21 protein-coding genes are annotated in these 22,936 nt (G+C 70.7%); 9 read left to right on the top strand and 12 right to left on the bottom strand.

What is annotated here, in order from left to right; genetic code table 11:
• Positions 1 to 35 precede the first annotated feature (35 nt).
• The 3 genes from ACNNMR_RS05790 to ACNNMR_RS05800 all read right to left on the bottom strand — a co-directional run bounded on the left by ACNNMR_RS05790 (position 36) and on the right by ACNNMR_RS05800 (position 2,825).
• Positions 36 to 674, bottom strand: a complete 639-nt coding sequence (locus tag ACNNMR_RS05790) for a vitamin K epoxide reductase family protein (RefSeq protein WP_419993432.1) — start codon at positions 672 to 674, stop codon at positions 36 to 38.
• A gap of 162 nt (positions 675 to 836) precedes the next feature.
• Positions 837 to 2,105, bottom strand: coding sequence for a histidine--tRNA ligase (gene hisS / locus ACNNMR_RS05795; protein WP_419993433.1), 1,269 nt, complete (start codon positions 2,103 to 2,105; stop codon positions 837 to 839).
• A gap of 12 nt (positions 2,106 to 2,117) precedes the next feature.
• Positions 2,118 to 2,825 carry an MBL fold metallo-hydrolase gene (locus ACNNMR_RS05800; RefSeq protein WP_419993434.1) on the bottom strand — a complete coding sequence of 236 codons (708 nt, stop codon included), beginning with the start codon at positions 2,823 to 2,825 and terminating at the stop codon, positions 2,118 to 2,120.
• A gap of 137 nt (positions 2,826 to 2,962) precedes the next feature.
• On the opposite strand from ACNNMR_RS05800, the gene ACNNMR_RS05805 reads away from it, so the two are divergent.
• Both ACNNMR_RS05805 and ACNNMR_RS05810 read left to right on the top strand, forming a co-directional pair.
• Positions 2,963 to 3,808, top strand: coding sequence for a peptidylprolyl isomerase (locus tag ACNNMR_RS05805; RefSeq protein ID WP_419993435.1), 846 nt, complete (start codon positions 2,963 to 2,965; stop codon positions 3,806 to 3,808).
• 203 nt (positions 3,809 to 4,011) lie between these two features.
• On the top strand, positions 4,012 to 5,241 hold the full coding sequence (locus ACNNMR_RS05810) for a DUF349 domain-containing protein (protein WP_419993436.1): 1,230 nt from the start codon (positions 4,012 to 4,014) through the stop codon (positions 5,239 to 5,241).
• A 58-nt stretch (positions 5,242 to 5,299) separates the two neighbouring features.
• On the opposite strand, the gene ACNNMR_RS05815 is transcribed toward ACNNMR_RS05810, so the two are convergent.
• From ACNNMR_RS05815 to ACNNMR_RS05825, 3 genes are all read right to left on the bottom strand, one after another.
• Positions 5,300 to 7,918 (bottom strand): RelA/SpoT family protein, encoded by a 2,619-nt coding sequence (locus tag ACNNMR_RS05815; RefSeq protein ID WP_419993437.1) that lies wholly within the window; start codon positions 7,916 to 7,918, stop codon positions 5,300 to 5,302.
• Positions 7,919 to 8,107: 189 nt separating this feature from the next.
• Positions 8,108 to 8,647, bottom strand: coding sequence for an adenine phosphoribosyltransferase (locus ACNNMR_RS05820; protein WP_419993438.1), 540 nt, complete (start codon positions 8,645 to 8,647; stop codon positions 8,108 to 8,110).
• An 11-nt stretch (positions 8,648 to 8,658) separates the two neighbouring features.
• A complete protein-coding gene (locus ACNNMR_RS05825; protein WP_419993439.1) occupies positions 8,659 to 9,336 on the bottom strand; it encodes a TIGR00266 family protein in 678 nt (225 codons plus the stop codon).
• A gap of 208 nt (positions 9,337 to 9,544) precedes the next feature.
• On the opposite strand from ACNNMR_RS05825, the gene ACNNMR_RS05830 reads away from it, so the two are divergent.
• The 6 genes from ACNNMR_RS05830 to ACNNMR_RS05855 all read left to right on the top strand — a co-directional run bounded on the left by ACNNMR_RS05830 (position 9,545) and on the right by ACNNMR_RS05855 (position 16,184).
• Entirely contained in the window at positions 9,545 to 10,765 is a 1,221-nt protein-coding gene (locus ACNNMR_RS05830; RefSeq protein WP_419993440.1) for a sensor histidine kinase, read from the top strand.
• Positions 10,766 to 10,773: 8 nt separating this feature from the next.
• A complete protein-coding gene (locus ACNNMR_RS05835) occupies positions 10,774 to 11,424 on the top strand; it encodes a response regulator transcription factor (protein ID WP_419993441.1) in 651 nt (216 codons plus the stop codon).
• A gap of 118 nt (positions 11,425 to 11,542) precedes the next feature.
• Positions 11,543 to 12,634: an SGNH/GDSL hydrolase family protein gene (locus ACNNMR_RS05840; RefSeq protein WP_419993442.1), complete on the top strand. Its 1,092-nt coding sequence runs from the start codon at positions 11,543 to 11,545 to the stop codon at positions 12,632 to 12,634.
• Positions 12,635 to 12,864: 230 nt separating this feature from the next.
• Entirely contained in the window at positions 12,865 to 14,277 is a 1,413-nt protein-coding gene (locus ACNNMR_RS05845) for a family 2B encapsulin nanocompartment shell protein (RefSeq protein WP_419993443.1), read from the top strand.
• Between the two features lie 2 nt (positions 14,278 to 14,279).
• Positions 14,280 to 15,305: a family 2 encapsulin nanocompartment cargo protein terpene cyclase gene (locus ACNNMR_RS05850; protein WP_419993444.1), complete on the top strand. Its 1,026-nt coding sequence runs from the start codon at positions 14,280 to 14,282 to the stop codon at positions 15,303 to 15,305.
• A 30-nt stretch (positions 15,306 to 15,335) separates the two neighbouring features.
• Positions 15,336 to 16,184: a geranyl diphosphate 2-C-methyltransferase gene (locus tag ACNNMR_RS05855; RefSeq protein ID WP_419993445.1), complete on the top strand. Its 849-nt coding sequence runs from the start codon at positions 15,336 to 15,338 to the stop codon at positions 16,182 to 16,184.
• A 10-nt stretch (positions 16,185 to 16,194) separates the two neighbouring features.
• Here ACNNMR_RS05855 and ACNNMR_RS05860 read toward each other — a convergent pair whose 3' ends face one another.
• The 3 genes from ACNNMR_RS05860 to ACNNMR_RS05870 are packed head-to-tail and all read right to left on the bottom strand — an operon-like array spanning position 16,195 to position 18,329.
• Positions 16,195 to 16,782 (bottom strand): TetR/AcrR family transcriptional regulator, encoded by a 588-nt coding sequence (locus ACNNMR_RS05860; protein ID WP_419993446.1) that lies wholly within the window; start codon positions 16,780 to 16,782, stop codon positions 16,195 to 16,197.
• Positions 16,783 to 16,810: 28 nt separating this feature from the next.
• Positions 16,811 to 17,323, bottom strand: a complete 513-nt coding sequence (locus ACNNMR_RS05865; RefSeq protein ID WP_419993447.1) for an N-acetyltransferase family protein — start codon at positions 17,321 to 17,323, stop codon at positions 16,811 to 16,813.
• A gap of 49 nt (positions 17,324 to 17,372) precedes the next feature.
• The gene (locus ACNNMR_RS05870; RefSeq protein ID WP_419993448.1) at positions 17,373 to 18,329 is read right to left on the bottom strand and encodes an AraC family transcriptional regulator; all 957 of its coding nucleotides are present in this window, start codon (positions 18,327 to 18,329) and stop codon (positions 17,373 to 17,375) included.
• 146 nt (positions 18,330 to 18,475) lie between these two features.
• Here ACNNMR_RS05870 and ACNNMR_RS05875 point away from each other — a divergent pair, with 146 nt between their 5' ends.
• On the top strand, positions 18,476 to 19,057 hold the full coding sequence (locus tag ACNNMR_RS05875) for an NADPH-dependent FMN reductase (protein WP_419993449.1): 582 nt from the start codon (positions 18,476 to 18,478) through the stop codon (positions 19,055 to 19,057).
• A gap of 79 nt (positions 19,058 to 19,136) precedes the next feature.
• On the opposite strand, the gene ACNNMR_RS05880 is transcribed toward ACNNMR_RS05875, so the two are convergent.
• From ACNNMR_RS05880 to secD, 3 genes are all read right to left on the bottom strand, one after another.
• Positions 19,137 to 19,535: a YchJ family protein gene (locus tag ACNNMR_RS05880; protein WP_419993450.1), complete on the bottom strand. Its 399-nt coding sequence runs from the start codon at positions 19,533 to 19,535 to the stop codon at positions 19,137 to 19,139.
• Between the two features lie 334 nt (positions 19,536 to 19,869).
• Positions 19,870 to 21,027 carry a protein translocase subunit SecF gene (gene secF, locus ACNNMR_RS05885; RefSeq protein ID WP_419993451.1) on the bottom strand — a complete coding sequence of 386 codons (1,158 nt, stop codon included), beginning with the start codon at positions 21,025 to 21,027 and terminating at the stop codon, positions 19,870 to 19,872.
• Position 21,028: 1 nt separating this feature from the next.
• Positions 21,029 to 22,828 carry a protein translocase subunit SecD gene (secD, locus tag ACNNMR_RS05890; RefSeq protein ID WP_419993452.1) on the bottom strand — a complete coding sequence of 600 codons (1,800 nt, stop codon included), beginning with the start codon at positions 22,826 to 22,828 and terminating at the stop codon, positions 21,029 to 21,031.
• Between the last annotated feature and the right edge of the window lie 108 nt (positions 22,829 to 22,936).

The following is a 22,936-nucleotide window of genomic DNA, read 5'->3' on the forward strand; positions in this document are numbered from 1 at the left end:
ACCCTAAATCACACCACTGACAGCGCCGTACCGGATCAGGCCCAGAGGTTGCTGCCCCACTTCACGTACATGGCCAGGAAGATCGCCACGTACCAGAGGACGGGGACGACCCAGTGGAACTCCGTCACGTTGGTCCGCACGCCCTCGGAGACCCGGAAGACGCCGGTTTTGATGTTGTGCACGGTGGTGTACCAGAAGAGCGCGATCGTCACGACCCAGGCGATCATGCACCACAGGCACAGCTTCTGGACCTCGTACAGCGACGTGTACTGCAGGAACGTCACGAACGCGGCGCCGAAGAGGGTGCCCGCCCACAGCCCGATCCACCACCAGCGCGCGAAGCGCCCGCCGGCCAGCAGGCCGACGCCGATGATGACGAGCATCGAGTACGCGACCCAGCCGATGTAGGGGTTCGGGAAGCCGAAGAGCGAGGCCTGCCAGCTCTGCATGATGGTGCCGCAGGAGAAGATGGGGTTCAGGCTGCAGGCCAGAGTGGCGTCCGGGTCCTTGAGCAGCAGCATCTTGTCGTGCGTGATCATCGCGGAGGCGCCGACGCCGATGGCGCCGCAGATGATCAGCAGCCAGGCGAAGACGCGGCTGCCGCCCACAAGTTCCGAGCGGGGCTCGTCCTGTTCCCGGGAAGTTCGGGGAGAGTCAGCTGCCATCGTCGTCATGTCGCCTGTTTCCGGTTCCGTCGGGTGTGGTTGGCCGTCGTGCGCCCGCTTATTGTGCCGCAGCGCGGGCCGCAGTTGGGGCGGTACGGCACGCGGGTGGCCCGTACGGAACCACATTGGCCACCCGCGTGTTCGAGGCGCGTAAAGCCGGGCGGAAATTACTCAGCCGAGGCCGAGCCGCGCCCGCAGCTCATCCACCACCGCATCCGGCGCCAGCGCCATCTGCTCGCCGCTGTCCAGGTCCTTCAGCTGCACGACGCCATCAGCCAGATCCCGCTCCCCCGCCACCAGCGCATACCGGGCGTCGGAGCGATTGGCCGACTTCATCGCGTTCTTCAGCCCCTTCCCGCCGTACGCAAAGTCCGTGGCGACCCCGGCCGCCCGCAGCTCGGCCGCGAGGCCGAAGAGCACCTTGCGCGCCTCCTCGCCGAGCGGCACCGCGTACACCGACGTGGCCGCGGGGATGTCGAGCGCGACTCCCTCGGCCTCGATCGCCAGCACCGTGCGGTCCACGCCCAGCGCCCAGCCGACGGACGGCAGCGCCGGGCCGCCGATCATCTCGGACAGCCCGTCGTAGCGGCCGCCGCCGCCGACCGCGGACTGCGAGCCGAGGCCGTCGTGGACGAACTCGAAGGTGGTGCGGGTGTAGTAGTCGAGCCCGCGGACCAGCTTCGGATCGTCCTCGAAGTCGACGCCCGCCGCCTTCAGCTGCTCGCGCACCTCGTCGTGGTAGACCCGGCAGGCCTCGCACAGGTGGTCGCGCATCATGGGCGCGCCGGTCAGCTGCTTCTGCACCGACTCGCGCTTGTCGTCCAGGACCCGCAGCGGGTTGATGTCGATCCGCGCCCTGGTGGCCTCGTCCAGGTCGAGGCCGCGCAGGAAGTCCTGCAGCGCGGCGCGGTAGGCCGGGCGGCACTCCTGGTCGCCGAGCGAGTTCACCAGGAGCCGTACGCCACTCAGCCCGAGGTCGCGGAAGGACTGCGCGGCGAGCGTGATCAGCTCGGCGTCGAGCAGCGGGTCCTCGGCGCCGATGGCCTCGGCGCCGACCTGGGAGAAGTGCCGGTATCGGCCCTTCTGGGCGCGCTCGTAGCGGTAGTACGAGCCGGAGTACCAGAGCTTGACGGGCAGATTGCCCGCCTTGTGCAGGTTCGCCTCCAGGGCGGCGCGCAGCACGGAGGCGGTGCCCTCGGGGCGCAGCGCGAGCTCGTCGCCGCCCTTGGTGGTGAGGGTGTACATCTCCTTGGTCACGATGTCGGTGGATTCGCCGACGCCGCGGGAGAACAGCTCCACGTTCTCGAAGCCGGGGGTCTCCACGTAGCCGTAGCCGGCCAGCTTCGCGGGGGCTGCCATGGCTTCCCGTACCCGCAGGAAGAGCGCGGAGCGCGGCGGCAGCAGGTCATAGGTGCCCTTGGGGGCCTGAAAGGTGCTCACTTAAGTCTCTCGTCAGATTCCGCGACGGGGGGTCTGGGGGGCGTGCCCGCCAGAGGAAAGCTCCCGAAGAAAAGGATTCGTGGCGCGCTCGCGGCCAATGGTCGTCTGGGGGCCGTGGCCCGACAGGACGACGGTCTCGTCGTCCAGCGGCAGGCAGACGCGGGACAGCGACCGCATGATCTCGTCCGAGTCGCCGCCGGGCAGGTCCGTACGGCCGATGGAGCCGGCGAAGAGCAGGTCGCCCGAGAAGAACACCTGAGGAATGTCCTCCTGCTCGGGCATCCGGAACGTCACCGACCCCTTGGTATGGCCCGGCGCGTGCGCGACGCTCAGCTCCAGTCCGGCCAGCTCCAGCTTGGCGCCGTCAGTGAGCTCCTTGAGATCGTCCGGCTCGCCCACCGTCAGGTCGCCCATGAGCTGCTGCCCGACCGCCAGGCCGATGGCCTTCTCCGGCTCCTTGAGCATGTAGCGGTCGTCGGGGTGGATCCAGGCGGGCACGTCGTGCGCGCCGCAGACCGGGACCACCGAGGCCACGTGGTCGATGTGCCCGTGGGTGAGGATGACCGCGACCGGCTTCAGGCGGTGCTTGGCGACCGTCTCGCCGACGCCTTCGGCGGCCTGGTGGCCGGGGTCGATGATCACGCACTCCTCGCCCGCGGCGGGGGCGACGAGATAACAATTCGTCCCCCAGGCTCCGGCGGGGAACCCGGCAATCAGCACAATCGTCCTTCGGTCGACGGTCCGGCGGGAAGTTCTCGCACCTCAGACTACCGGCGGGCCCAATAGAGCCGCGAACCGATATACCGTACGCGTCACACGCACGCGGTTGACGGACGTACAGGGAGAGGACAGGACCGGTGGCCAGCAAGGATGCGCGGCGGCGGCAGATCGCCCGGGAGAAGTACGAGCGACAGCAGCAGCGACGCCAGGAGGCCCGCAGCAAGGCCCGCAGGCGCAACGCCATCATCGCGGCCGTGCTGGCGGTCGTCCTCGCGAGCTCGGGGATGGCCTGGGCGGCGGGCGCCTTCGACGGCGACAGCGGCAAGAAGGCCGACGCCGCGGACGAGCCGTCGACCCCGCCCACCAGCAAGGCGCCCGACCCCTGTGACAAGCCGGCGGCCGGGAAGCCGGCCACCAAGACGTGGAAGAAGGAGCCGAAGCTTGACATCGACAAGTCGGCTTCGTACGCGATGAAGCTGCAGACCACCTGCGGCGACATCGGCATCGACATGGACGCGGCGGCCGCCCCGAGCACGGTCAACTCCTTCAACTTCCTGGCCGGCCAGAAGTACTTCGACCACACCAAGTGCCACCGGATGACCAACCAGGGCATCTTCGTCCTGCAGTGCGGCGACCCCAAGGGCACAGGGCAGGGCGGGCCCGGCTACACCATCCCGGACGAGAACCTGAAGTCGAAGGTCCTCAAGGGCGGGAAGTACCCGGCGGGCACGGTCGCGATGGCGAACATGTACAACCCGCAGACGAAGCAGGGCAAGGACAGCGGCGGCAGCCAGTTCTTCCTCGTCTACAAGGACAGCAAGCTCCCGCCGTACTACACCCCCTTCGGGAAGGTGGACAAGGCGGGCATGAAGGTGCTGGACAAGATCGCCAAGGCGGGCGTGGCCCCGATGGACCCGCAGACGCAGAACACGGCGCCCAACGCGACCGTGGTGATCAACAAGGCAACCGTCACGAAGAACTGACCACCGGGATGCGGACAGCCGGGGCGCCGGTCGCCTATGTTGGCGTTTAGTAGGGTGCCTGCGCTGACGTTCTTCCGCGCACCGACTACGGAAGACCGGCCGGCACGGCCGAAGGCCCCTCCTCCCCGCGGTGGGCGAGGAGGCGAAACTGTGGAAGATGCCGCGGGTCAGCCCGCCCGCCAGGCGTCATGTGAGGAGGCGCTGTGACCAGCGACCCTTGGGGCCGCGTCGACGAGACGGGGACCGTGTACGTACGCACTGCCGACGGTGAGCGCGAAGTCGGTTCCTGGCAGGCCGGGGGCCCGGAGGAGGCCCTTGCCTACTTCAAGCGGAAGTACGACGGTCTGGTCGTCGAGATCGGCCTCCTCGAGCGCCGGGTGCAGACCACGGACCTGTCCGCCAAGGACGCCATGACCGCGATCGAGCACCTGCGGGAGCAGGTCACCGACGCGCACGCCGTCGGCGACCTGGATGCGCTCGGCAAGCGGCTCGACAAGCTCGTCGGCGATGTGGACGCGCGCCGCGAGGAGCGCAAGGCCGCCAAGGCGCGGGCCACCGAAGAGGCCCGCGGGTCCAAGGAGGCCCTCGTCGCCGAGGCCGAGGAACTGGCGCAGAGCGAGCAGTGGCGCGCCGCCGGCGAGCGCCTGCGCGCCCTCGTCGACACCTGGAAGGGCCTCCCCCGCCTCGACCGCAAGAGCGACGACGAGCTGTGGCACCGCTTCAGCCACGCCCGCTCGGCGTTCTCCAAGCGCCGCAAGGCTCACTTCGCCGCGCTCGACGCGCAGCGCGAGGAGGCCAGGCAGCGCAAGGAGAAGCTGGTCACGGAGGCGGAGGCGCTGTCAGGGTCGCGCGAGTGGGGCCCGACCGCGGCCCGCTACCGCGAGCTGATGGCCGACTGGAAGGCCGCGGGCCGCGCCCAGCGCGAGCACGAGGACGACCTGTGGACCCGCTTCCGCGGCGCGCAGGACATCTTCTTCCAGGCCCGCTCCGAGGTCTTCGCCGAGCGCGACACCGAGCAGCGCGAGAACCTCACCCGCAAGGAGGAGCTCGTCGTCGAGGCGGAGAAGCTGCTCCCGGTGACGGACCTGAAGGGCGCCCGCGCCGCCTTCCGCCAGATCAACGAGCGCTGGGAGGCCATCGGCCACGTCCCGCGCGACGCCCGCCCCAAGATCGAGGGGCGGATGCACGCGGTGGAGCGCGCCATCCAGGAGGCCGAGGAGGCCGAGTGGCGGCGTACGAACCCGGAGGCGCGGGCGCGCGCGACCGGGCTGGCCGGGCAGCTGCAGGACGCGGTCGAGAAGCTGCAGAAGCAGATCGAGGCGGCGCGCGCGTCGGGTAACGACGCCAAGGCCGCGAAGCTGGAGCAGGAGCTTCAGGGGCGGCAGGCGCTGCTGGATCAGGCGCTGAAGGGGATGCAGGAGTTCGGCGGCTGAGCCTGCTCACCGCACGTGGAAGGGCCCCGCTTTCGGCGGGGCCCTTTCTGGTTGCCTGCTAGTTGTTACGGGCCGACGTCACCCGGTACACGTCGTAGACGCCCTCCACCTTCCGTACCGCCTTCAGGACATGCCCGAGATGCTTCGGGTCGCCCATCTCGAAGGTGAAGCGGGAGGTGGCGACCCGGTCGCGGGAGGTCTGGACGGCGGCGCTCAGGATGTTGACGTGCTGGTCGGACAGCACCCTGGTGACGTCCGACAGCAGCCGCGACCGGTCGAGGGCCTCGACCTGGATGGCGACCAGGAAGACCGACGACTGCGTCGGCGCCCACTCGACCTCGACGATCCGCTCCGGCTGCTGCGAGAGCGACTCGACATTGACGCAGTCCTTGCGGTGCACGGAGACCCCGCTGCCGCGGGTGACGAAGCCGATGATGGGGTCGCCGGGCACCGGCGTACAGCACCGGGAGAGCTTCACCCATACGTCGTCGACGCCCTTGACGATCACGCCGGGGTCGTTGGTGGCGCGACGTTTCTTCGCGCCGCGGCCGTGCAGCGGCGGGGCGGTCTCCTCGATGTCCTCGGTGGCCGCGTCCTCGCCGCCGAGCGCCTGGACCAGCTTCTGCACCACGTGCTGCGCGGATACGTGGCTCTCGCCGATGGCGGCGTACAGGGCGGAGATGTCCGGGTAGCGCATCTCGTGCGCGATGGTGACGAGGGAGTCGCCGGTGAGGATGCGCTGGATCGGCAGGTTCTGCTTGCGCATCGCGCGGGCGATGGCGTCCTTGCCCTGCTCGATGGCCTCGTCGCGGCGCTCCTTGGAGAACCAGCCGCGGATCTTGTTGCGCGCCCGCGGCGACTTGACGAAGTTCAGCCAGTCCCGGGAGGGTCCGGCGCCCGCCGCCTTGGAGGTGAAGACCTCGACGGTGTCGCCATTGTCGAGGGTGGATTCGAGGGGCACCAGGCGGCCGTTGACCCGTGCTCCTATGGTGCGGTGGCCGACCTCGGTGTGCACTGCGTACGCGAAGTCCACAGGGGTGGCGCCTGCCGGAAGCGCTATGACGTCGCCCTTCGGCGTGAAGACGAAGGTCTCGTTACGGGACAGGTCGAAGCGCAGCGCCTCCAGGAACTCGCCCGGGTCCTCCGTCTCCTTCTGCCAGTCGAGCAACTGCCGCAGCCACGCCATGTCGTTGACATGGTCCTCGCCCTTGGACCCGCGCTTGGGCGTGTCGGTGCGGACCTTGGACTCGCCGGCGACGGCCTGCTGCTTGTACTTCCAGTGGGCGGCGATGCCGTATTCGGCGCGGCGGTGCATGTCGAAGGTGCGGATCTGCAGCTCTACGGGCTTGCCGCCGGGGCCGATCACTGTGGTGTGCAGTGACTGGTACATGTTGAACTTCGGCATCGCGATGTAGTCCTTGAAGCGCCCCGGGACGGGGTTCCATCGCGCGTGAATGGTGCCGAGTGCGGCATAGCAGTCGCGGACCGTGTCGACGAGGACGCGGATGCCGACGAGATCGTAGATCTCGGCGAAGTCGCGGCCGCGGACGATCATCTTCTGGTAGACGCTGTAGTAGTGCTTGGGGCGCCCGGTGACGGTGGCCTTGATGCGGGCGGCGCGGAGGTCCTGCTGGACCTCGTCGGTGACGACGGCGAGGTACTCGTCGCGCTTGGGGGCGCGCTCGGCGACGAGGCGGACGATCTCGTCGTACATCTTGGGATAGAGGATCGCGAAGGCGAGGTCCTCAAGCTCCCACTTGATGGTGTTCATGCCGAGCCGGTGAGCGAGGGGCGCGTAGATCTCGAGGGTCTCGCGGGCCTTCTGCTCCTGCTTCTCGCGGCGCAGGTAGCGCATGGTGCGCATGTTGTGCAGCCGGTCGGCGAGCTTGATGACCAGGACGCGGGGGTCCTTGGCCATGGCGACGACCATCTTGCGCACGGTCTCGGCCTGGGCGGCCTCGCCGAACTTCACCTTGTCGAGCTTGGTGACGCCGTCGACGAGAAGGGCTACTTGCTCGCCGAAGTCGCGGCGGAGGTCTTCGAGCCCGTACTCGGTGTCCTCGACGGTGTCGTGAAGCAGCCCGGCGATGAGGGTGGCCGGGTCCATGCCGAGCTCGGCGAGGATGGTGGTGACGGCGAGCGGATGGGTGATGTACGGGTCACCGCTCTTGCGCTTCTGCCCGCGATGCCAGCGCTCGGCGACCTGGTAGGCGCGCTCGATGGCGCGCAGGGCGCTGGGGTCGCTCTTGGGGTCGTTGCCGCGGACGATGCGCAGGAGGGGTTCGAGGACCGGGTTGTACGGGCTCTGGCGCTGCACGCCGAGGCGGGCGAGACGGGCGCGGACGCGATTGGGGGACCCGGAGCGGGGGGCTTGCTGCGGCTGGGTGGGGCCGGGACGCGCGGGCCTGGCGGCGGCTGGGCGGACGGTTTCTCGCTCTACGGGGCTGCCGTTCGGGGTGGGGCTGCCGTTTGAGGCAGGAGGGCTGCTCTTCGGGGCGGGCCCGCCGCTATTCGGGGCAGGGGCGCTGCCGCTCGAGTCAGCGGGGCTGTCACTCGGGGCAGAGGGGCTGCCATTCGAGGCAGGCGCGGCGGGCGATTCGGGGCGCGCCGCCGTGTCCGCCGCGTCGGCCGCTTCCTGCGACTCCGCGGCGGCGTGTGACCGGTCCTCGTCTGGCAAGAGCACTCCCTGGCAGTCACCCGGCGTTCAATCGGTGGCCGGGCTGCCATGGTATCGGTCGAGGCGGGGGGCTCGCCGGGCGGCTGCGAATGCGATGAGCCGCCGGGGGCTCAGGTGGGGCTTCTTGGCGTGGGGACGGGCGCCCGCCCCCCGCCACCGCAGCCCTGGGCGTCGGCAGACGCCACCCGCTCAGACCGTGACCAGCGCGTCCAGCGGCGCCCCTGCGAGGGCCGGCTCCAGCCGGGCCCGGCCGCTCAGGAAGCCCAGCTCCATCAGCACCGCCAGGCCGGTGACCTCGCCGCCCGCTCGCCGGATCAGCTCGACAGACGCCTCCGCGGTGCCGCCCGTAGCCAGGACGTCGTCAATCACCAGCACCTTGTCGCCCCGCTCCAGCGCATCCGCGTGGATCTCGATCTCCGCGGTCCCGTACTCCAGCTCGTAAGACTGCCCAAGCGTCGCCCCAGGAAGCTTCCCCGCCTTCCGTACGGGCACAAATCCGACCCCCGCCCGCACCGCGACCGGCGCCGCGAGAATGAACCCCCGCGCCTCAAGCCCAACGACCTTCTGCGCCCCCTGCGCCAGGCAGATCTCCGCCAGCGCCTCGGTCAGCGCGGTAAAGGCGGCAGCATCCGCAAGGAGCGGCGTGATGTCCTTGAACGTGATCCCCGGCTTCGGATAGTCGGGCACATCCTGGATACGGCTGAGCAGAAGCTCCTGCAGGCTGGTCATGTCATCGGAGCCTACCCCCTGCTGAATGGCAGCTTTTGGGTGAGCCAGGAGACCAGTTCCTTGGGGTTGCGGGTCTGGGTCCAGATCCGACCAGGACCCGTGAATTCGAAGACCAGGCCCTCCCCCGACTTCAGCGACTGGGCGAGACCCCTGTTCACCTTGCGGGTGGTGAAGGAGACGTTGTCGTCGAAGGCGACCAGGTGGCCGGAGTCCAGGACCAGCTGCTCGCCCGCGCCCAGCTCCACGGACTCCAGTGCGCCGTAGCACGAAGCGACCACCTCGCCCCGGCCCTCAGCCCTGACCACGAAGCCGCCCTCGCCGCCCGCCAGGTTCTTCACCCCGCCCCACTTCGTATCGAGGTCGATGCCATCCGAGTGGCACAGCCACGCCCCGCGGGCGAGGTTGACGCCGCCGTCGACGGCTATCGCGGTGAGGTCGCCCGGCAGCCGCGCCGCCAGATCCGCCCAGCCGCCCTCAGGGCCGGCCGTCAGCCGGGACATGAAGAGGGACTCCCCGCCCAGCACGCTCCGCTTGAGCCCCTTGATCAGGCCGCCCTCGGCCTTCGCCGCCACCTCGACCGCCGCCGACGTGGCCATCATCGCCCCGGACTCCGCCCGGACGCTCTCCCCCGCGGCCAGCCCGATGCGGGCGACGGCGAATGACGGGCTGTGGCGGATGTCGATCTGCATGGTGACCCCTCCTGGGATCCTGGTCCTGGTCCTGGTCCTGGTGCTCGGCTCCTGGTCCTGACCTGCTCCGGACCGCACGATCCACGCTACGGACGCCCCACCCCCCGACACCCCTGCCGGAGATCCAGACCACCCCGGCCACCCGGCCTATCCGCCACTGGCCGATCAGCCGAGGTGCTCCCCTGCGGACCCCGCATACGCTCAGGTCATGACCGACGCCTTCGACCTCCCCGCCGCCCCTGCGCGGCGCACCCCGCGTGACTGGGTGTGGGACACGGCCGTGTTCGCGGCGGCCGTGCTACTGGGGCTGGTTGTGCTCGGTTACGTACAGGAGACCGAGGACATGCCGCGGTGGCAGGAGGAGCTCGATCCGCTGCTCGGTCTCATCGCCTGCGCGCTGCTGTGGTGGCGGCACCGCAATCCGCTCGCCGTGAGCCTGCTCGGCCTGCCGGCCGTGGCGCTGGGGAGCAGTGCGCTGCCCGCCGGGGCGGTGCTGGTGACCGGGATGGCGCTGCGGCTGCCCTGGCGGCGGGCACTGCCGATGCTGGGCCTGTACGTGGTGGTGCTGCTGGCGTCGGGACGGCTGTTGCCCAGCGCGAGCAATGACCCCTGGTTCGATGCCGGCTTCGGAATGACGTATCTCCTCGCCGCTTTCGCCGTCGGCAACGCCCTCCGCTCCCGCCGCCTGCTCGTGGAGCGCCTGCGCCTCGACGCCCAACGCACCCGCGCCGAGCACGACCGCCGGCTCGCGGAGGCCCGCAAAGCCGAACGCGCGGCCATCGCCCGCGAGATGCACGACGTGCTCGCCCACCGAGTCTCCCTGCTCTCCGTACACGCGGGCGCCCTCGCCTACCGCACCCGCCAGGCGGAGGCCGGCGCCGGACCAGCCCTGAGCGGCGCCGAGGTGGCGGAGAGCGCGGAGGTGATCCGCGGCAATGCGCACGAGGCGGTCAACGAGCTGCAAGAGGTCCTCTACCTCCTGCGCGCCGAGGACGGCGCGGACAGCCAGGCCCAGTCCTCCCTCCTGCCCCGGATCGACGACATCGGCGGCCTCGTGGCCGACGCCCAGAAGGCCGGCCAGCGGGTCGACTGGAGCAGCGACCTCGACCCCGACGCCGTACGGGACCTGCGCCCGCAGCTGCACCGAACCGCCTACCGCGCGGTGCAGGAGGGCCTCACCAACGCCCGCAAGCACGCACCGGGCGCACCCGTCGCGGTGCGCCTGACCGGCGGTCCCGGCCACGGCCTCACGGTCGAGGTCCGCAATGCCCTCTCCCCCGCCCCAGCCACCCCCGCCCTCATCCCCGGCACCGGCGCCGGCCTCGCCGGCCTCGCCGAACGCGTCCGCCTCGACGGCGGCACGCTCGAGACGACCGCCGCGGACGGCGCGTTCACGCTGCGCGCCCGGCTACCGTGGCCCGCGAGGTGACCTATCCAATGATCCGTGTGCTGCTGGCCGACGACGATCCGCTCGTACGGACCGGGCTGAAGGTGATGCTGCGCGGCGCCGAGGGCGTCGACGTGGTCGGCGAGGCGGCCGACGGCGCCGAGGTGGTGTCGGCGGTGCGGCAGCACACGCCCGACGTGGTGCTCATGGACATCCGCATGCCGGTGATGGACGGCATCGCCGCCACCCGCAGGCTGGCCGCGGCCGGCAGCGGCGGCCCGCAGGTGCTGGTGCTGACCACCTTCGACGACCCGGCCCTCGTCCTCGACGCGATGCGCGCGGGCGCCGCCGGATATCTGGTCAAGCACGCCGCCCCCGAGGAGATCGTCGAGGCGGTACGACGCGCCGCCCGCGGCGAGCCCGCGCTCTCCCCGTCCGCGGCCCGCGCGCTCATGGACCACGCCGCCGACGAGTCCCCGAGCCACGCCGACCACGCCAGGCAGCGCCTCGCCCTGCTCACGGAGCGGGAGCGGGACGTGGCCGTAGCGGTGGCCGACGGCCTCTCCAACGGGGAGATCGGCGCGCGCCTGCACCTGTCCGTAGGCACGGTGAAGGCCCATCTCTCCAGCGCCCTCACCAAGCTGGAGCTCACCAACAGGGTCCAGCTGGCGCTGCTGACGCACGACGCCCGGGAGTCCTAGGCGTCACCTCCCGTGCTGGTACGCACGTATTTCGCCATTTTTGCCCGGAACGGTATCCACCGGCCGAGGCGCGGACGAAGCTGCACAGCGGACTACTCCGAACCCTCGGGAGGGGACCATGCCGGAATCCAAGCCTCAGTACGTCGCGTTAGGCGACTCGTACAGCGCGGGACAGTTCATCGGCGGTGACGCCAACCTCGTCCGCAAGCCCGTGGACGGCGGCCTCGGCGGCCCGGCCGGCGACTACACCGGCCGATCGCTGAGCAGTTATCCGCAGCAGCTTTCCCGGATCCTCAAGGACCACGACTTCGTCGACGTCACCAGCGGCGGCGCGGGCATCGACGACCGCGGGCTCAAGCTGGGCGGCATCCTGACCCCGCAAACGCAGTTCGGCGGCCCGCCGTACATCCCGGTCGACGAGAAGGGGGAACCTCTCTTCACCCCCGCCCCCCGCGCCCCGCAGATCGAAGCGCTGAGCGAGCGCACCACTCTGGCCACCGTCGGCATCGGCGGCAACCAGTTCCACCTCGGCGAGATCGTTTCCCGGTGTGCCGCGCTCGGCGCGAGCTCCGTCGGCAGCCCGGGCACCGACTACTACCGCGGCACCGAGGAGGGGCGGGCCACGCTGGCCAGGAAGGAGTCCGACCTGCGCGACGGCTTCGCGACGATGATGCCGCTGCTACGGGAGCGCGCCCCCCGCGCCGCGTTCTTCTTCGTCGGCTACCCCACGCTGTTCCCGTCGGAGGGGCCGGGGCAGGGCACCTGTGACGGCGGGCTGGACGAGAACATCACCATCAAGAAGGGCGACATGCCCTTCATCCAGGAGCAGTTCTCCCTGGTGGACTCGGTCATCCGGGAGTCGGCGGAGGCGCACGGGCACACGTACGTCGACATCGCCGAGTCCAGCAGGCCGCACCACGTCTGCCGGGAGCTCTCCGCGAAGTGGATGTTCGGGCTGTACGCGCATTACGAGTTCAACACCGCGCTGGAGGGCTACCTGCCCGCCCGCTTCCCGGACGGCGCCGGGATGGAGCCGTTCACGCCGGGCTGGACGGCGTGGATCCAGGGTCTGCTCGCGAACGGCGGGACCGGCTTCCGCGGCCACGAGACGCTGACGACCTTCCACCCCAACGCGCAGGGTGCCGACAACCAGACCCTCCAGGTGCTCAACGCGCTGCGCGCGGCAGGCATCGTGGCGGCGAACGAATAAATGCACGTCGGTTAGCTGCACCCAGGTTCCCGCGGCGCGGCTACAATGCCGCGGCCGCGTGGATGCGTACTGCCGGGCGGCCGAAATCCGCCCGCGGACGGCGGAAAGCCGCCCACGCGGGCCGCCGGGAGCACGTTTCCCGGCGGCCCGCAATTCCGCCGACCGGCCCCATTTTCAGCACACCTTCGGGCGATTGCCGGAATTAGCCTGCCTTCATTAGTTTCGCCGCTATGACTACTCCTGCCGAACAGATACCTCCGGACGGAGAAAGCCGGCCGGCCGCCCAGCAGAGTCTCTCCACCGCCGCCGCGCGGAATCTCGCCACGACCACCAAGACCGTCCCGCAGATGCAGGGCATTTCCAGCCGGTGGCTGCTGAAAGTGCTGCCGTGGGTGGAGGTCAGCGGCGGTACGTACCGAGTGAACCGCCGGCTCACGCACGCGCTGGGTGACGGCCGGGTGGAGTTCGAGTCCACCGCGGGGCAGGTGCGGGTGATCCCGCAGGAGCTGCGCGAGCTGCCGCCGCTGCGGGACTTCGACGACCAGGAGGCGCTGTCGGCGCTCGCGGGCCTGTTCACGCAGCGCGAGGTGTCGGCGGGCGACGCGGTGACGGAGGAGGGCGAGGCCGCCGACCAGGTGGTGCTGATCGCGTTCGGCAGGTTCACGCGCACCGTGGCCGGCAAGTACGAGGGCGAGGCGGACCTGGGGATGCTGGCCGAGGGCGGGCACGTCGGCGCGGACGCGCTGCTGGACGCCGACGGCACCTGGGATCACACGCTCAGGGCCGCCACCCGCGGCATCGTCCTCACCGCCTCCCTGGCCGACATCCAGGCGATGCGCAGGCGTTCCCCGGCCCTCGACGAGCACCTGACGGCGTTCGCCGCCGCGCCCCGGCCGCCGGTCAACCGCAAGGGCGAGGCCGAGATCACCCTGACCTCGGGGCACTCCGGCGAGCCGGCCCTCGCCGGGACCTTCGCCGATTACGAGCTGGCGCCCCGGGAGTACGAGCTGAACGTCGCGCAGACGATCCTGCGGGTCCACAGCCGGGTCGCCGACCTGTTCAACGAGCCCATGAACCAGACCGAGCAGCAGCTGCGGCTCACCGTCGAGGCACTGCGCGAGCGGCAGGAGCACGAGCTCGTCAACAACCCGGAGTTCGGCCTGCTGCACAACGCCGACCTGCGCCAGCGCCTCCTGCCGCGCTCCGGCCCGCCCACCCCCGACGACTTCGACGAGCTGATCTCCCGCCGCCGCGAGACCCGGGTGCTGCTCGCCCACCCGCGCACCATCGCCGCCTTCCTGCGGCAGTGCACGGCGCGCGGCATCTATCCGTCGCAGAGCGAGCTCGACGGCCGTACGGTCCCGGCGTGGCGGGGTGTGCCACTGCTGCCGTGCAACAAGATTCCCATCACCGCGGAAAACACCAGCTCGGTGATCGCAATGCGGCTGGGCGAAGAAAGGGAAGGTGTCGTCGGGCTGCACCAGACGGGAATTCCGGACGAAATTCAGCCAGGCCTGAATGTGCGCTTCATGGCCATTGACGAAAAGGCCGTGATCTCGTATCTGGTGAGCGTCTACTTCTCCGCCGCGGTGCTGGTCCCTGACGCGCTGGGAATTCTTGAGGACGTGGAGATCGGACGCTGAGGATGGACGTGCTGCCGCCCACCCACCCCACCGGCCTCGGCACCTCAGGCCTCCGGCCACCGGGGGTCCACACCGAGGACCCGATCCGTATCCCACCCCTCCACTGCCCCGACGCCGAACGCGACGACCCGGCGCTCGGCGACGCCGTCAACGAGCGCCTGGTCGCCTGGGCGGCCACGACCGGCATCTACAGCGGCCGGCTCGACCGCCTCCGGTCGCACCGCTTCGGCCACCTCTTCATGCTGGCCCACCCCGACTGCGACGACCCCGACCGGCTGCTGGCCGCGGCCCGTTGCGGCCTCGCCGAGTGGTCGGTGGACGACCACTGGGTCGACGAGGGCGACGACGCCGACCCCGCGCTGCTCGGCCCGCGGCTCGCGCTGGCCCACGCCGTGGTCGACCCGGTCCGGCTCCCGGCCCGCTACGGGCACCGCTTCGAGGAGGTCGTCCAGCGCGAGCCGGTGCTGCGCGCCCTGCGCTCCGCGCTGGCGGGCCTGGCGCCGTACGCGAACCCGGTGCAGGTCGCGCGGCTGCGGCACGAGCTGGCGGTGATGTTCGTGGCGTACGGGCAGGAGGCGGAGTGGCGCACCGCGGGCCGCACGCCGGCCGTCTGGGAGTACCTGCTGCACCGGTACGAGAACGCCTTCTTCCCGTGCATGGTGCTGACCGACCCGGTGGGCGGATACGCGCTGCCGGCCGCCGAGTTCGCCGATCCCCGGGTGCGCCGCACCTATCTGTACGCGGGCACGGCGAGCGTCCTGCTCAACGACCTCTACTCGATGGCGAAGGAGGACGAGGAGGACACCTCGCTCCCCCGCCTCATCGCCGCCGAGGACGGCTGCGGCCTGCAGGAGGCCGTGGACCGTACCGCCGCGATCCACGACGAGATCATGCACAGCTTCGAGGCGGAGGCGGCCGCCCTGACCGCGGCCGGCTCGCCCGAGCTGGGCCGCTTCCTGGCCGGGGTGTGGGCCTGGATGGGCGGCTGCAAGCACTGGCACGCCACCAGCCCGCGCTACCGGACGTAAGGCCGCCCGTCGCCCCGGAAGGAGACCGCCATGACGGCCGCAGATCCCCTGCTTCCCAGCCCGTACCAGCATTCCGTCGCCGACTACTGGAACCACGAGAAGGACCCCGTGAACCTGCGCCTCGGCGAGGTGGACGGCACGTACCACCACCACTACGGCCTCGGCACGGCCGACATGACCGTCCTCGAAGGCCCCGAGGAGACGCGCGAGACCCGGATCATCGAGGAGCTGCACCGCCTGGAGTCGGCGCAGGCGGGCTTTCTCCTCGACCGGCTGGGCCAACCGGGGCCCGGCGACCGGCTGCTGGACGCCGGCTGCGGGCGCGGCGGCACGTCGTTCATGGCGCACGAGCGCTTCGGCTGCCGCGTCGACGGGGTGACCATCTCCGAGGCGCAGGCCGCCTTCGCCACCGAGATGGCGGAGCAGCGCGGCGTCAGCGGGCAAGTCGGCTTCCATCTGCGCGACATGCTGGGTACGGGCTTCCCCTCGGGGGCCTTCCGGGCGGCGTGGAACAACGAGTCGACGATGTACGTGGAGCTGTCCCTGCTCTTCGCGGAGGTGTCGCGGCTGCTGATGCGCGGCGGCCGGTACGTGTGCGTGACGGGCTGCTACAACGACGCGTACGGGCTGCCGTCCCGCGAGGTCAGCGAGATCAACGCGCACTACATCTGCGCCGTCCACCCGCGCGCCCAGTACTTCCGCGAGCTGGCCGCGCACCGGCTGGTCCCGGTCCAGGTGATCGACCTGACGGAGGCGGCGATCCCGTACTGGGAACTGCGCGCCAAGTCGCCGGTGGCGACGGGGATCGAGGAGACGTTCCTGGCGGCGTTCCGCGGCGGCAGCTTCCAGTATCTGCTGATCGCGGCGGACCGGGTCTGAGGGCGGGGGCTCAGCCCGCTGCGGCGTCCAGCAGCGGGGCGAGTTCGCGCCCCGCGGTGGTCAGGGCGCGTACGTCCCGCTCGGCGCGGGCGATGAGCAGCGCGCCCTCCAGGGTGCTGAGCATGAGGATGGCGAGCCCCTCCGCCCGCGCCTCCGGCACGCCCATGCCGGCGAGGGCCGCGGCGAGGGGGCGGTTCCAGGCGGCGAAGGCGGCGGCCGCGGCCTGCCGGGTCGACTCGGTCGACTCCGCCGAGTCCACGGTGGCCGCGGCGATGGTGCAGCCGCCGGCGAAGTCCGAGGTGGTCAGATCCTGGGCCCACTTGTCCGTCATCGCCGTGAAGAGCGCGCCGGGCGTCGGCCGCTCCATCGCCTCGACCTGCCGGACGATCCGCCGGGCGGTGAACCCGCCGACCCACTCCACGGCCTCGTTGACCAACTGCACCTTGCCGCCGGGAAAGTAGTGCTGCACCGAGCCGCGCGGCGCACCCGCGTGTGCGACCACGTCCCGTACGCCCGTGGCACTCACCCCGTCGCGCCGGATCAGCTCGGCCGCGCTCATCACCATGCGCTCGCGCGGCCCGCGCTCCCGCTTCGCCATCCACCGACCTCCGCTTCTGCCCGCTGCCTCACAGCTTATAGACGCCGGTCAGCCCGTCGGAGTCGCGGACGGCGTGGTCGAGTTCCACCCGCCGGGAGAGGCTGCGAAGCAGGTCCGACCTGCCGGGGAGCACCGCGGCGACGACCCGCCGCACGCCGCGCCGGCGGGCCCGGTCGAGGAGCGCCTCGACCAGCGCCCGGCCCACGCCGCACCGCTGCCAGTCGTCGGGGACAAGGACGCCGAGCTCAGCCGTGTACGGATCGTCGGCGCGACGGTCGCGGACCAGGCTGGCCACGCCCACGAGCCCGCCCCGCAGCCGGGCGACGACGGCGTCGTGTTCGTACGGATCCCCAGCGAGCACGCCCGCACGATAGGCGCCAGGCAGCGCCGGATACGGGGCGAAGAAGCGCCGCCACACGGTCTCCGGCGAACAGGCGGCGAAGAGGGCGTCGAGGGCGGGCCCATCCGCCGGGCGGGCGGCTTCGACACGCCAGGGTGCGGCGGCCGGGCGGGCCGCGGGTTCACTTATGACGGCTGTCATAGTTCTCAGTATCATGACAGCCGTCATAGAACGCAACCCCCGCGGAACCTCAGGACGCGGTCAGCGACTCCGCGGCCTCTCGCTTCCGATAGCGCGCCGGGGTCGTCTGGTACTCGCGCTTGAAGGCGCCCGCGAAGGCGAACTCCGAGGAATAGCCGACCCGTTGCGCCACCTCCGCGACAGCGGTGTCCGTGTCGCGCAGCAACCGGGCGGCGAGGGACATCCGCCACCAGGTGAGGTACGCCAGCGGCGGCTGGCCCACCAGCCCGGCGAAGCGGCGCGCGAACGCCGCCCGGGACAGGCCCACATGGGCGCCGAGCGACTCGATCGTCCAGGGCCGCTCCGGGTGGGTGTGCATCGCCTCCAGGGAGCGTCCGACCACGGGGTCGGTGAGGACGTCGCCCCAGCCGGTGTGCCCGGTGCAGGACTCGTCGTACCAGGCGCGGAGGCTGTACATCAGCACGGCGTCGAAGAGCGAGGAGCGCAGCGCGTCCCCGCCGATCTGCGGCTCCCCCAGCTCGGCCGCGAGCATGTCGACGGCGGCCCGCAGCCCGGGGTGCTGGCCGAGGCGGGCGCGCAGGTGGATGGACTCCGGCAGCTGGTCGAGGGCGGGGTGCCGGTTGCACTGCTCCAGCGGATAGACGCCGCACAGCAGCTCGGCGGCCGGCTCGCCGCCCCCGTCGGGGTGGCCGAGGACGACGGACCGCCCGTCCGGCGTGCCGCGCTCCCTGGACAGCACGCACTCCTCCGCCTCCAGCGGGGCGCCCGGCGAGTGCGCCATCGAATGCGCGTGGCCGTGCGGCAGCAGCGCCACATCGCCCATCTCCAGGGCCATCGGCTCGCCCCCGTCCGCGGGCAGCAGCGTGCAGCTGCCGCGCAGCAGGACATGCAGGCTCACGCCGGGCTGGCGGGGGAAGCGGCGGCCCCAGGGCGCGTAACACTCCACGCGGTACGTCACCGGGCGGCCGGTGCGCATGCCGTTGATCACGCTGCTGAGGACGTCCATGGCGACAAGCGTAGGCGAGTCTCGTACGAGCGAACAGGGCGAGACGATCGCTGCAAAAATTGAGATCGTGATGCATGGATCGTCTCGTACGGAGCTGTCTACCGTCGGAGGTGCCAGCAAGACGCCCATCGAGGGAGACGCACAGCATGACCACCAAGGTCGGCATCATCATCGGCAGCACCCGCCCCGGCAGGAACGGCGAGCAGGTGGCCACCTGGGTACGGGACCTCGCCGCGGCGCACGCGGGACCGGACGCCGAGTTCGAAATCCTGGACCTGCTCGACTTCGAGCTGCCGATCCTCGACGAGCCGGTGCCCGCGGCGGCGGTCCCGGGGAGCAATCCGCACACCGTCCGCTGGGCGGAGCGGGTCGGCGCCTGCGACGCCTTTGTGTTCGTCACGCCCGAGTACAACTTCAGCCCTCCGGCGTCGCTGACGAACGCCATCGACTACCTCCACGGCGAGTGGTCGGGCAAGGCCGTCGGGTACGTCGGCTACGGGGTCCACGGCGCCGTCATGGCCGTAAAGGACCTGCGCGCGCAGGCAGGCTTCCTGCGGATGGCGGACATCGGCTCGCAGGTGGCGCTGACGCTCCGCGAGGACTTTGTCGACATGAGCGAGTTCAAGCCGCAGGAACTGCACGTCGCGGAGGTGCACGGGCTGGTCGACGAGCTGCTCGCGTGGTCGCGGGCGCTGACCCCGCTGCGCACGGCGGCCGCGGCCGCCTGAGGCTGCGGGAGGGACGGGGGCTGCGCGACTGCGGCAGGGACGGGCGCCGCGTGACTGCGGCAGGGACGGGAGGCGCCGCTCAGGAGCGCGACACGTCCCCGTCCACGTACACCCACGCGCCCTCATGCCGCGCGAAGCGGCTGCGTTCGCGCATCTCGCCGGTGCCGTCGCCGGTGCGGCGGTAGCGGGCGGCGAAGGTGACGGTGCCGGTCCGGTGGAAGGGGCTGCCCTCGGCGGTGCCGAGGATCTGCAGCCCGGTCCAGGTCAGCCCGCCGTCGAAGTCGACGCGCGGCGGCCGGGTCTGCGGATGCCAGGTGCGCAGCAGATACGCCGCGTCGCGCTGGGCGAAGGCCGCATAGCGCGAGCGCATCAGCGCCTCGGCGGTCGGCGCGGCGGAGGCGCCGGAGTGATACCGACCGCAGCACTCCGAGTACGCGGAACCGGAACCACAGGGACAGGTGACGGGAGAGCTCGGCATGTCCCCTGACCCTACGCCAAGAGAAGCCCGACACCGTTGACCCCGCCACTCATGGTGCGGCCCCCGCCGCTGGCCCCGGCGCCCAAGGACCGGCACCCCGTCGGTTCACCTTGGCGCCCAAGGTACGGCACCGCGTCGGTTGGCCTAGGCGCCCAAGGCGCGGCACCCCGTCGGTTGGCCTAGGCGCCCAAGGCGCGGCCGCGTCGTACGCAAAAAATCCCACCCGCCCGCCCGTTGCTGCACACAGCAACGGGCGGGCGGGTGGGTACAGCCTGTCAACGCAAACCGGCGGCGGCCGACGCCAAGCACCGCGCAACCCGGCAGCAGCCGACGCTCAGCGCCGCTTACCCGACGGCCGCCCCCGACCACGGCTTCGCGACGGCGGCTGCCGCCGCGGCCCAGTCGTACGAACCCGCTGTCCGACCACACCCCCGGCGGCAGCCGGCTCCGCACCGTCGTCCTCGTCCTCGTCGTCCGGCACGACGTCCTGCGGCTCGTCGTCCTCCTCCGTACGACCCGACCGCGCATCCGCCGCCCGCCGCGCAGCGACCCGCTTCGTGTGCGCCCTGATCTCCGGCTCCCGCTCCTTGAGGTCCACGACCAGCGGAGTGGCGATGAAGATCGAGGAGTACGCACCGGCCGCGAGGCCGACGAACAGCGACAGGGCGATGTCGTTGAGCATGCCGCCGCCCAGCACGCCGCCGCCGATGAACAGCAGCCCGGCGACCGGCAGCAGCGCGACCACCGAGGTGTTGATGGATCGCACCAGCGTGCCGTTGAGCGAGCGGTTCGCCAGCTCGCGGTAGTTAAACTTGGTCTGCTTGGTGAAGTCCTTCGAGGTCTCCTTCAGACCGTCGAAGACCACCACCGTGTCGTACAGCGAATAACCGAGAATGGTCAGCAGACCGATCACCGTGCCCGGCGTGACCTCGAAGCCGACCAGTGCGTAGACGCCGACCGTGATCGTCAGGTCATGGATCAGCGCGATCAGCGCGGCGACCGCCATCCGCCACTCGAAGGCGATGGCCAGATAGATCACCACTAGGACCATGAAGATCCATAGACCCTGCCAGGCCTTGTTGGCGATCTGCTCACCCCAGCTCGGCCCGACCAGCTGCGCGTCGATCTTGTCGGTGGAGACGCCGACCTGCTCGGCAAGGGCCTCGCGGACCTTGTCGGACTGGCCGGTCTCCACGCCGCTGACCTGGACCCGCAGCTTGTCGCCGCTGAGCCCCTGGACGATGGCGGTGTGGCCGGAGACCTTCTCGGCGGTGTCCTGGGCCTGGGTGACCGTGACGCTCGTCTTCGGCGTGGTGAAGACCGCGCCGCCCTCGAATTCGATGCCCATGTTGAGCCCGCGCACCAGGAAGCCGGCGATGGCGACGATGGTGATCAGGATGGAGACGCCGTACCAGAGGAACCGCTTGCCGACGAAGTCGTAACCGATCTCGCCGCGGTGCAGCCTGGCGCCGATGTGACCGAGCTTCGACATCTCACGCCTCCTTCGGGTCGATGGGGCCGGTGCCCGGCGCGGAACGCCTGCCGCGGCGGCGGAGCGGTGGATTGATCCCCAGACGTTTCGGATCGAGTCCGGACCAGGGATGGCCGTCCGCGAAGAACGGGCGCCGGGCCAGCAGCGTCATCAGCGGCTTCGTGAAGAGGAAGACCACCACGACGTCGAGGATGGTGGTGAGGCCCAGCGTGAAGGCGAAGCCCTGCACCTTGCCGACGGTCACGGCGAAGAGCACCGCGGCCGCCAGGAACGACACGAAGTCGGCGACAAGGATGGTGCGCCGGGCGCGTGGCCAGGCGCGTTCCACCGATGGCCGGAGCGTACGGCCATGCCGTAGCTCATCTCGGATGCGTTCGAAGTACACGATGAACGAGTCGGTGGTGATGCCGATCGCGACGATGGCGCCACAGACCGCCGGCAGGTTCAGCGCGAAGCCGATGGCCGGGCCGAGCAGCGTCATCAGCGTGTACGTGAGGATCGCGGAGACGATCAGCGAGGCGATGGCGACGAGCGCCAGACCGCGGTAGTACGCGACCAGGTAGATGACCACGAGCGCCAGGCCGATGGCGCCGGCGATGAGGCCGGCGTGCAGCTGGTCGGAGCCGAGGGCCGCGGAGACCGTGTCGACCGAGGCTTCCTCGAAGGACAGCGGCAGGGCGCCGTAGGAGAGCACGTTGGCCAGCGAGTCGGCGGACTCCTGGGTGAAGCTGCCGGAGATCTGGGCGTTGCCGCCGGGGATCGGGTTGCTCACCGAGGGGGCCGAGATGACCTCGCCGTCGAGCTCGATGGCGAACTGGTTCATCGGCTGCTGCTGCTTCGACAGCTCGGTGGTGACCTTGGTGAACTTGCTGGTGCCCTTGTCGTTGAACTGCATCTCAACGATCCAGCCGGAACCGCTCTGCTGGTCGAAGGTGGCCTGCGCCTTCTTGATGTCGACACCCTCGACCTTGACGGGGCCGAGCGCGTACTTGGCCTGGCCCTTCTCGTCACAGGCGACGACGGTGTCGGTCGTCTTCGAGGAGGCCACGTCCTGGCTGGCCTTCGAGCGCGCTTCCTGGCTGGTGCAGTCCAGCTTCTCGAGCTTCTTCGCCACGTCGGCGGGGACACCGGGCGGCTGCTGCTGCTGTTGCTGCTGCTTGAGCTGCTCCTCCAGCTGCTCCTGCTGCTTCTTGGCGTCGGAGGAGCCGGGCTTGGGCGTCTTGGACGGGTCGTCCTGGGCGTCGGCCTGCTTCAGGCCCTCGCTGAGCGCACGGCCCTGCTTGGTGGCACTGTCGGAGGGGCTCGGCGACTTCTTGTCGTCGCCCTTGCCGCTGCTCGACGCGCTGGGCGTCGGGTCCGGCTTCTTCTCCGGCTGCTTCTGCGCGGCCGCGTCCGCCACCGTCAGCACCGGGCGGAAGTACAGCTGCGCGGTCGTGCCGACCTGCTCGCGCGCCGTCTTCTGGTTGGTGCCCTTGGGGATGTTGACGATGATGTGCCGGTCGCCCTGCGTCTGGACCTCGGCCTCGGAGACGCCAAGACCATTGACGCGGCGCTCGATGATCCCGACCGCCGTGTCCATGTTCTTCTTGTTGATCGCGCCCTTTTTACCGGCGAGCTCCTTCGCCTCCAGCGTGATGCTGGTGCCGCCGGCGAGGTCGATGCCGAGGCGCGGCGTCTGCTTCGGGGCAAAGAAGATTCCCCCGGTCAGCGCGACCAAGGCGATGAGCATGAAGACCAGCGTCCGGCCCGGCCTGCCCTGTGCTGCCCGGGCCCTCTTCTGACCCCTGTTCGGTGCTGCCACCTTCTCGATTCTCCTGTCCAGACGCACGCCGGGGAGCTGCCCACTGCGCGCACGCGAAGTTGTGCCGTCGGCGAGGACGTGCCTTATGCAGCCTAACCGCCCCAAGGC

The sequence above is a fragment of the Streptomyces boninensis genome, from assembly GCF_048572725.1.
Taxonomy (GTDB): Bacteria; Actinomycetota; Actinomycetes; order Streptomycetales; family Streptomycetaceae; genus Streptomyces; species Streptomyces boninensis.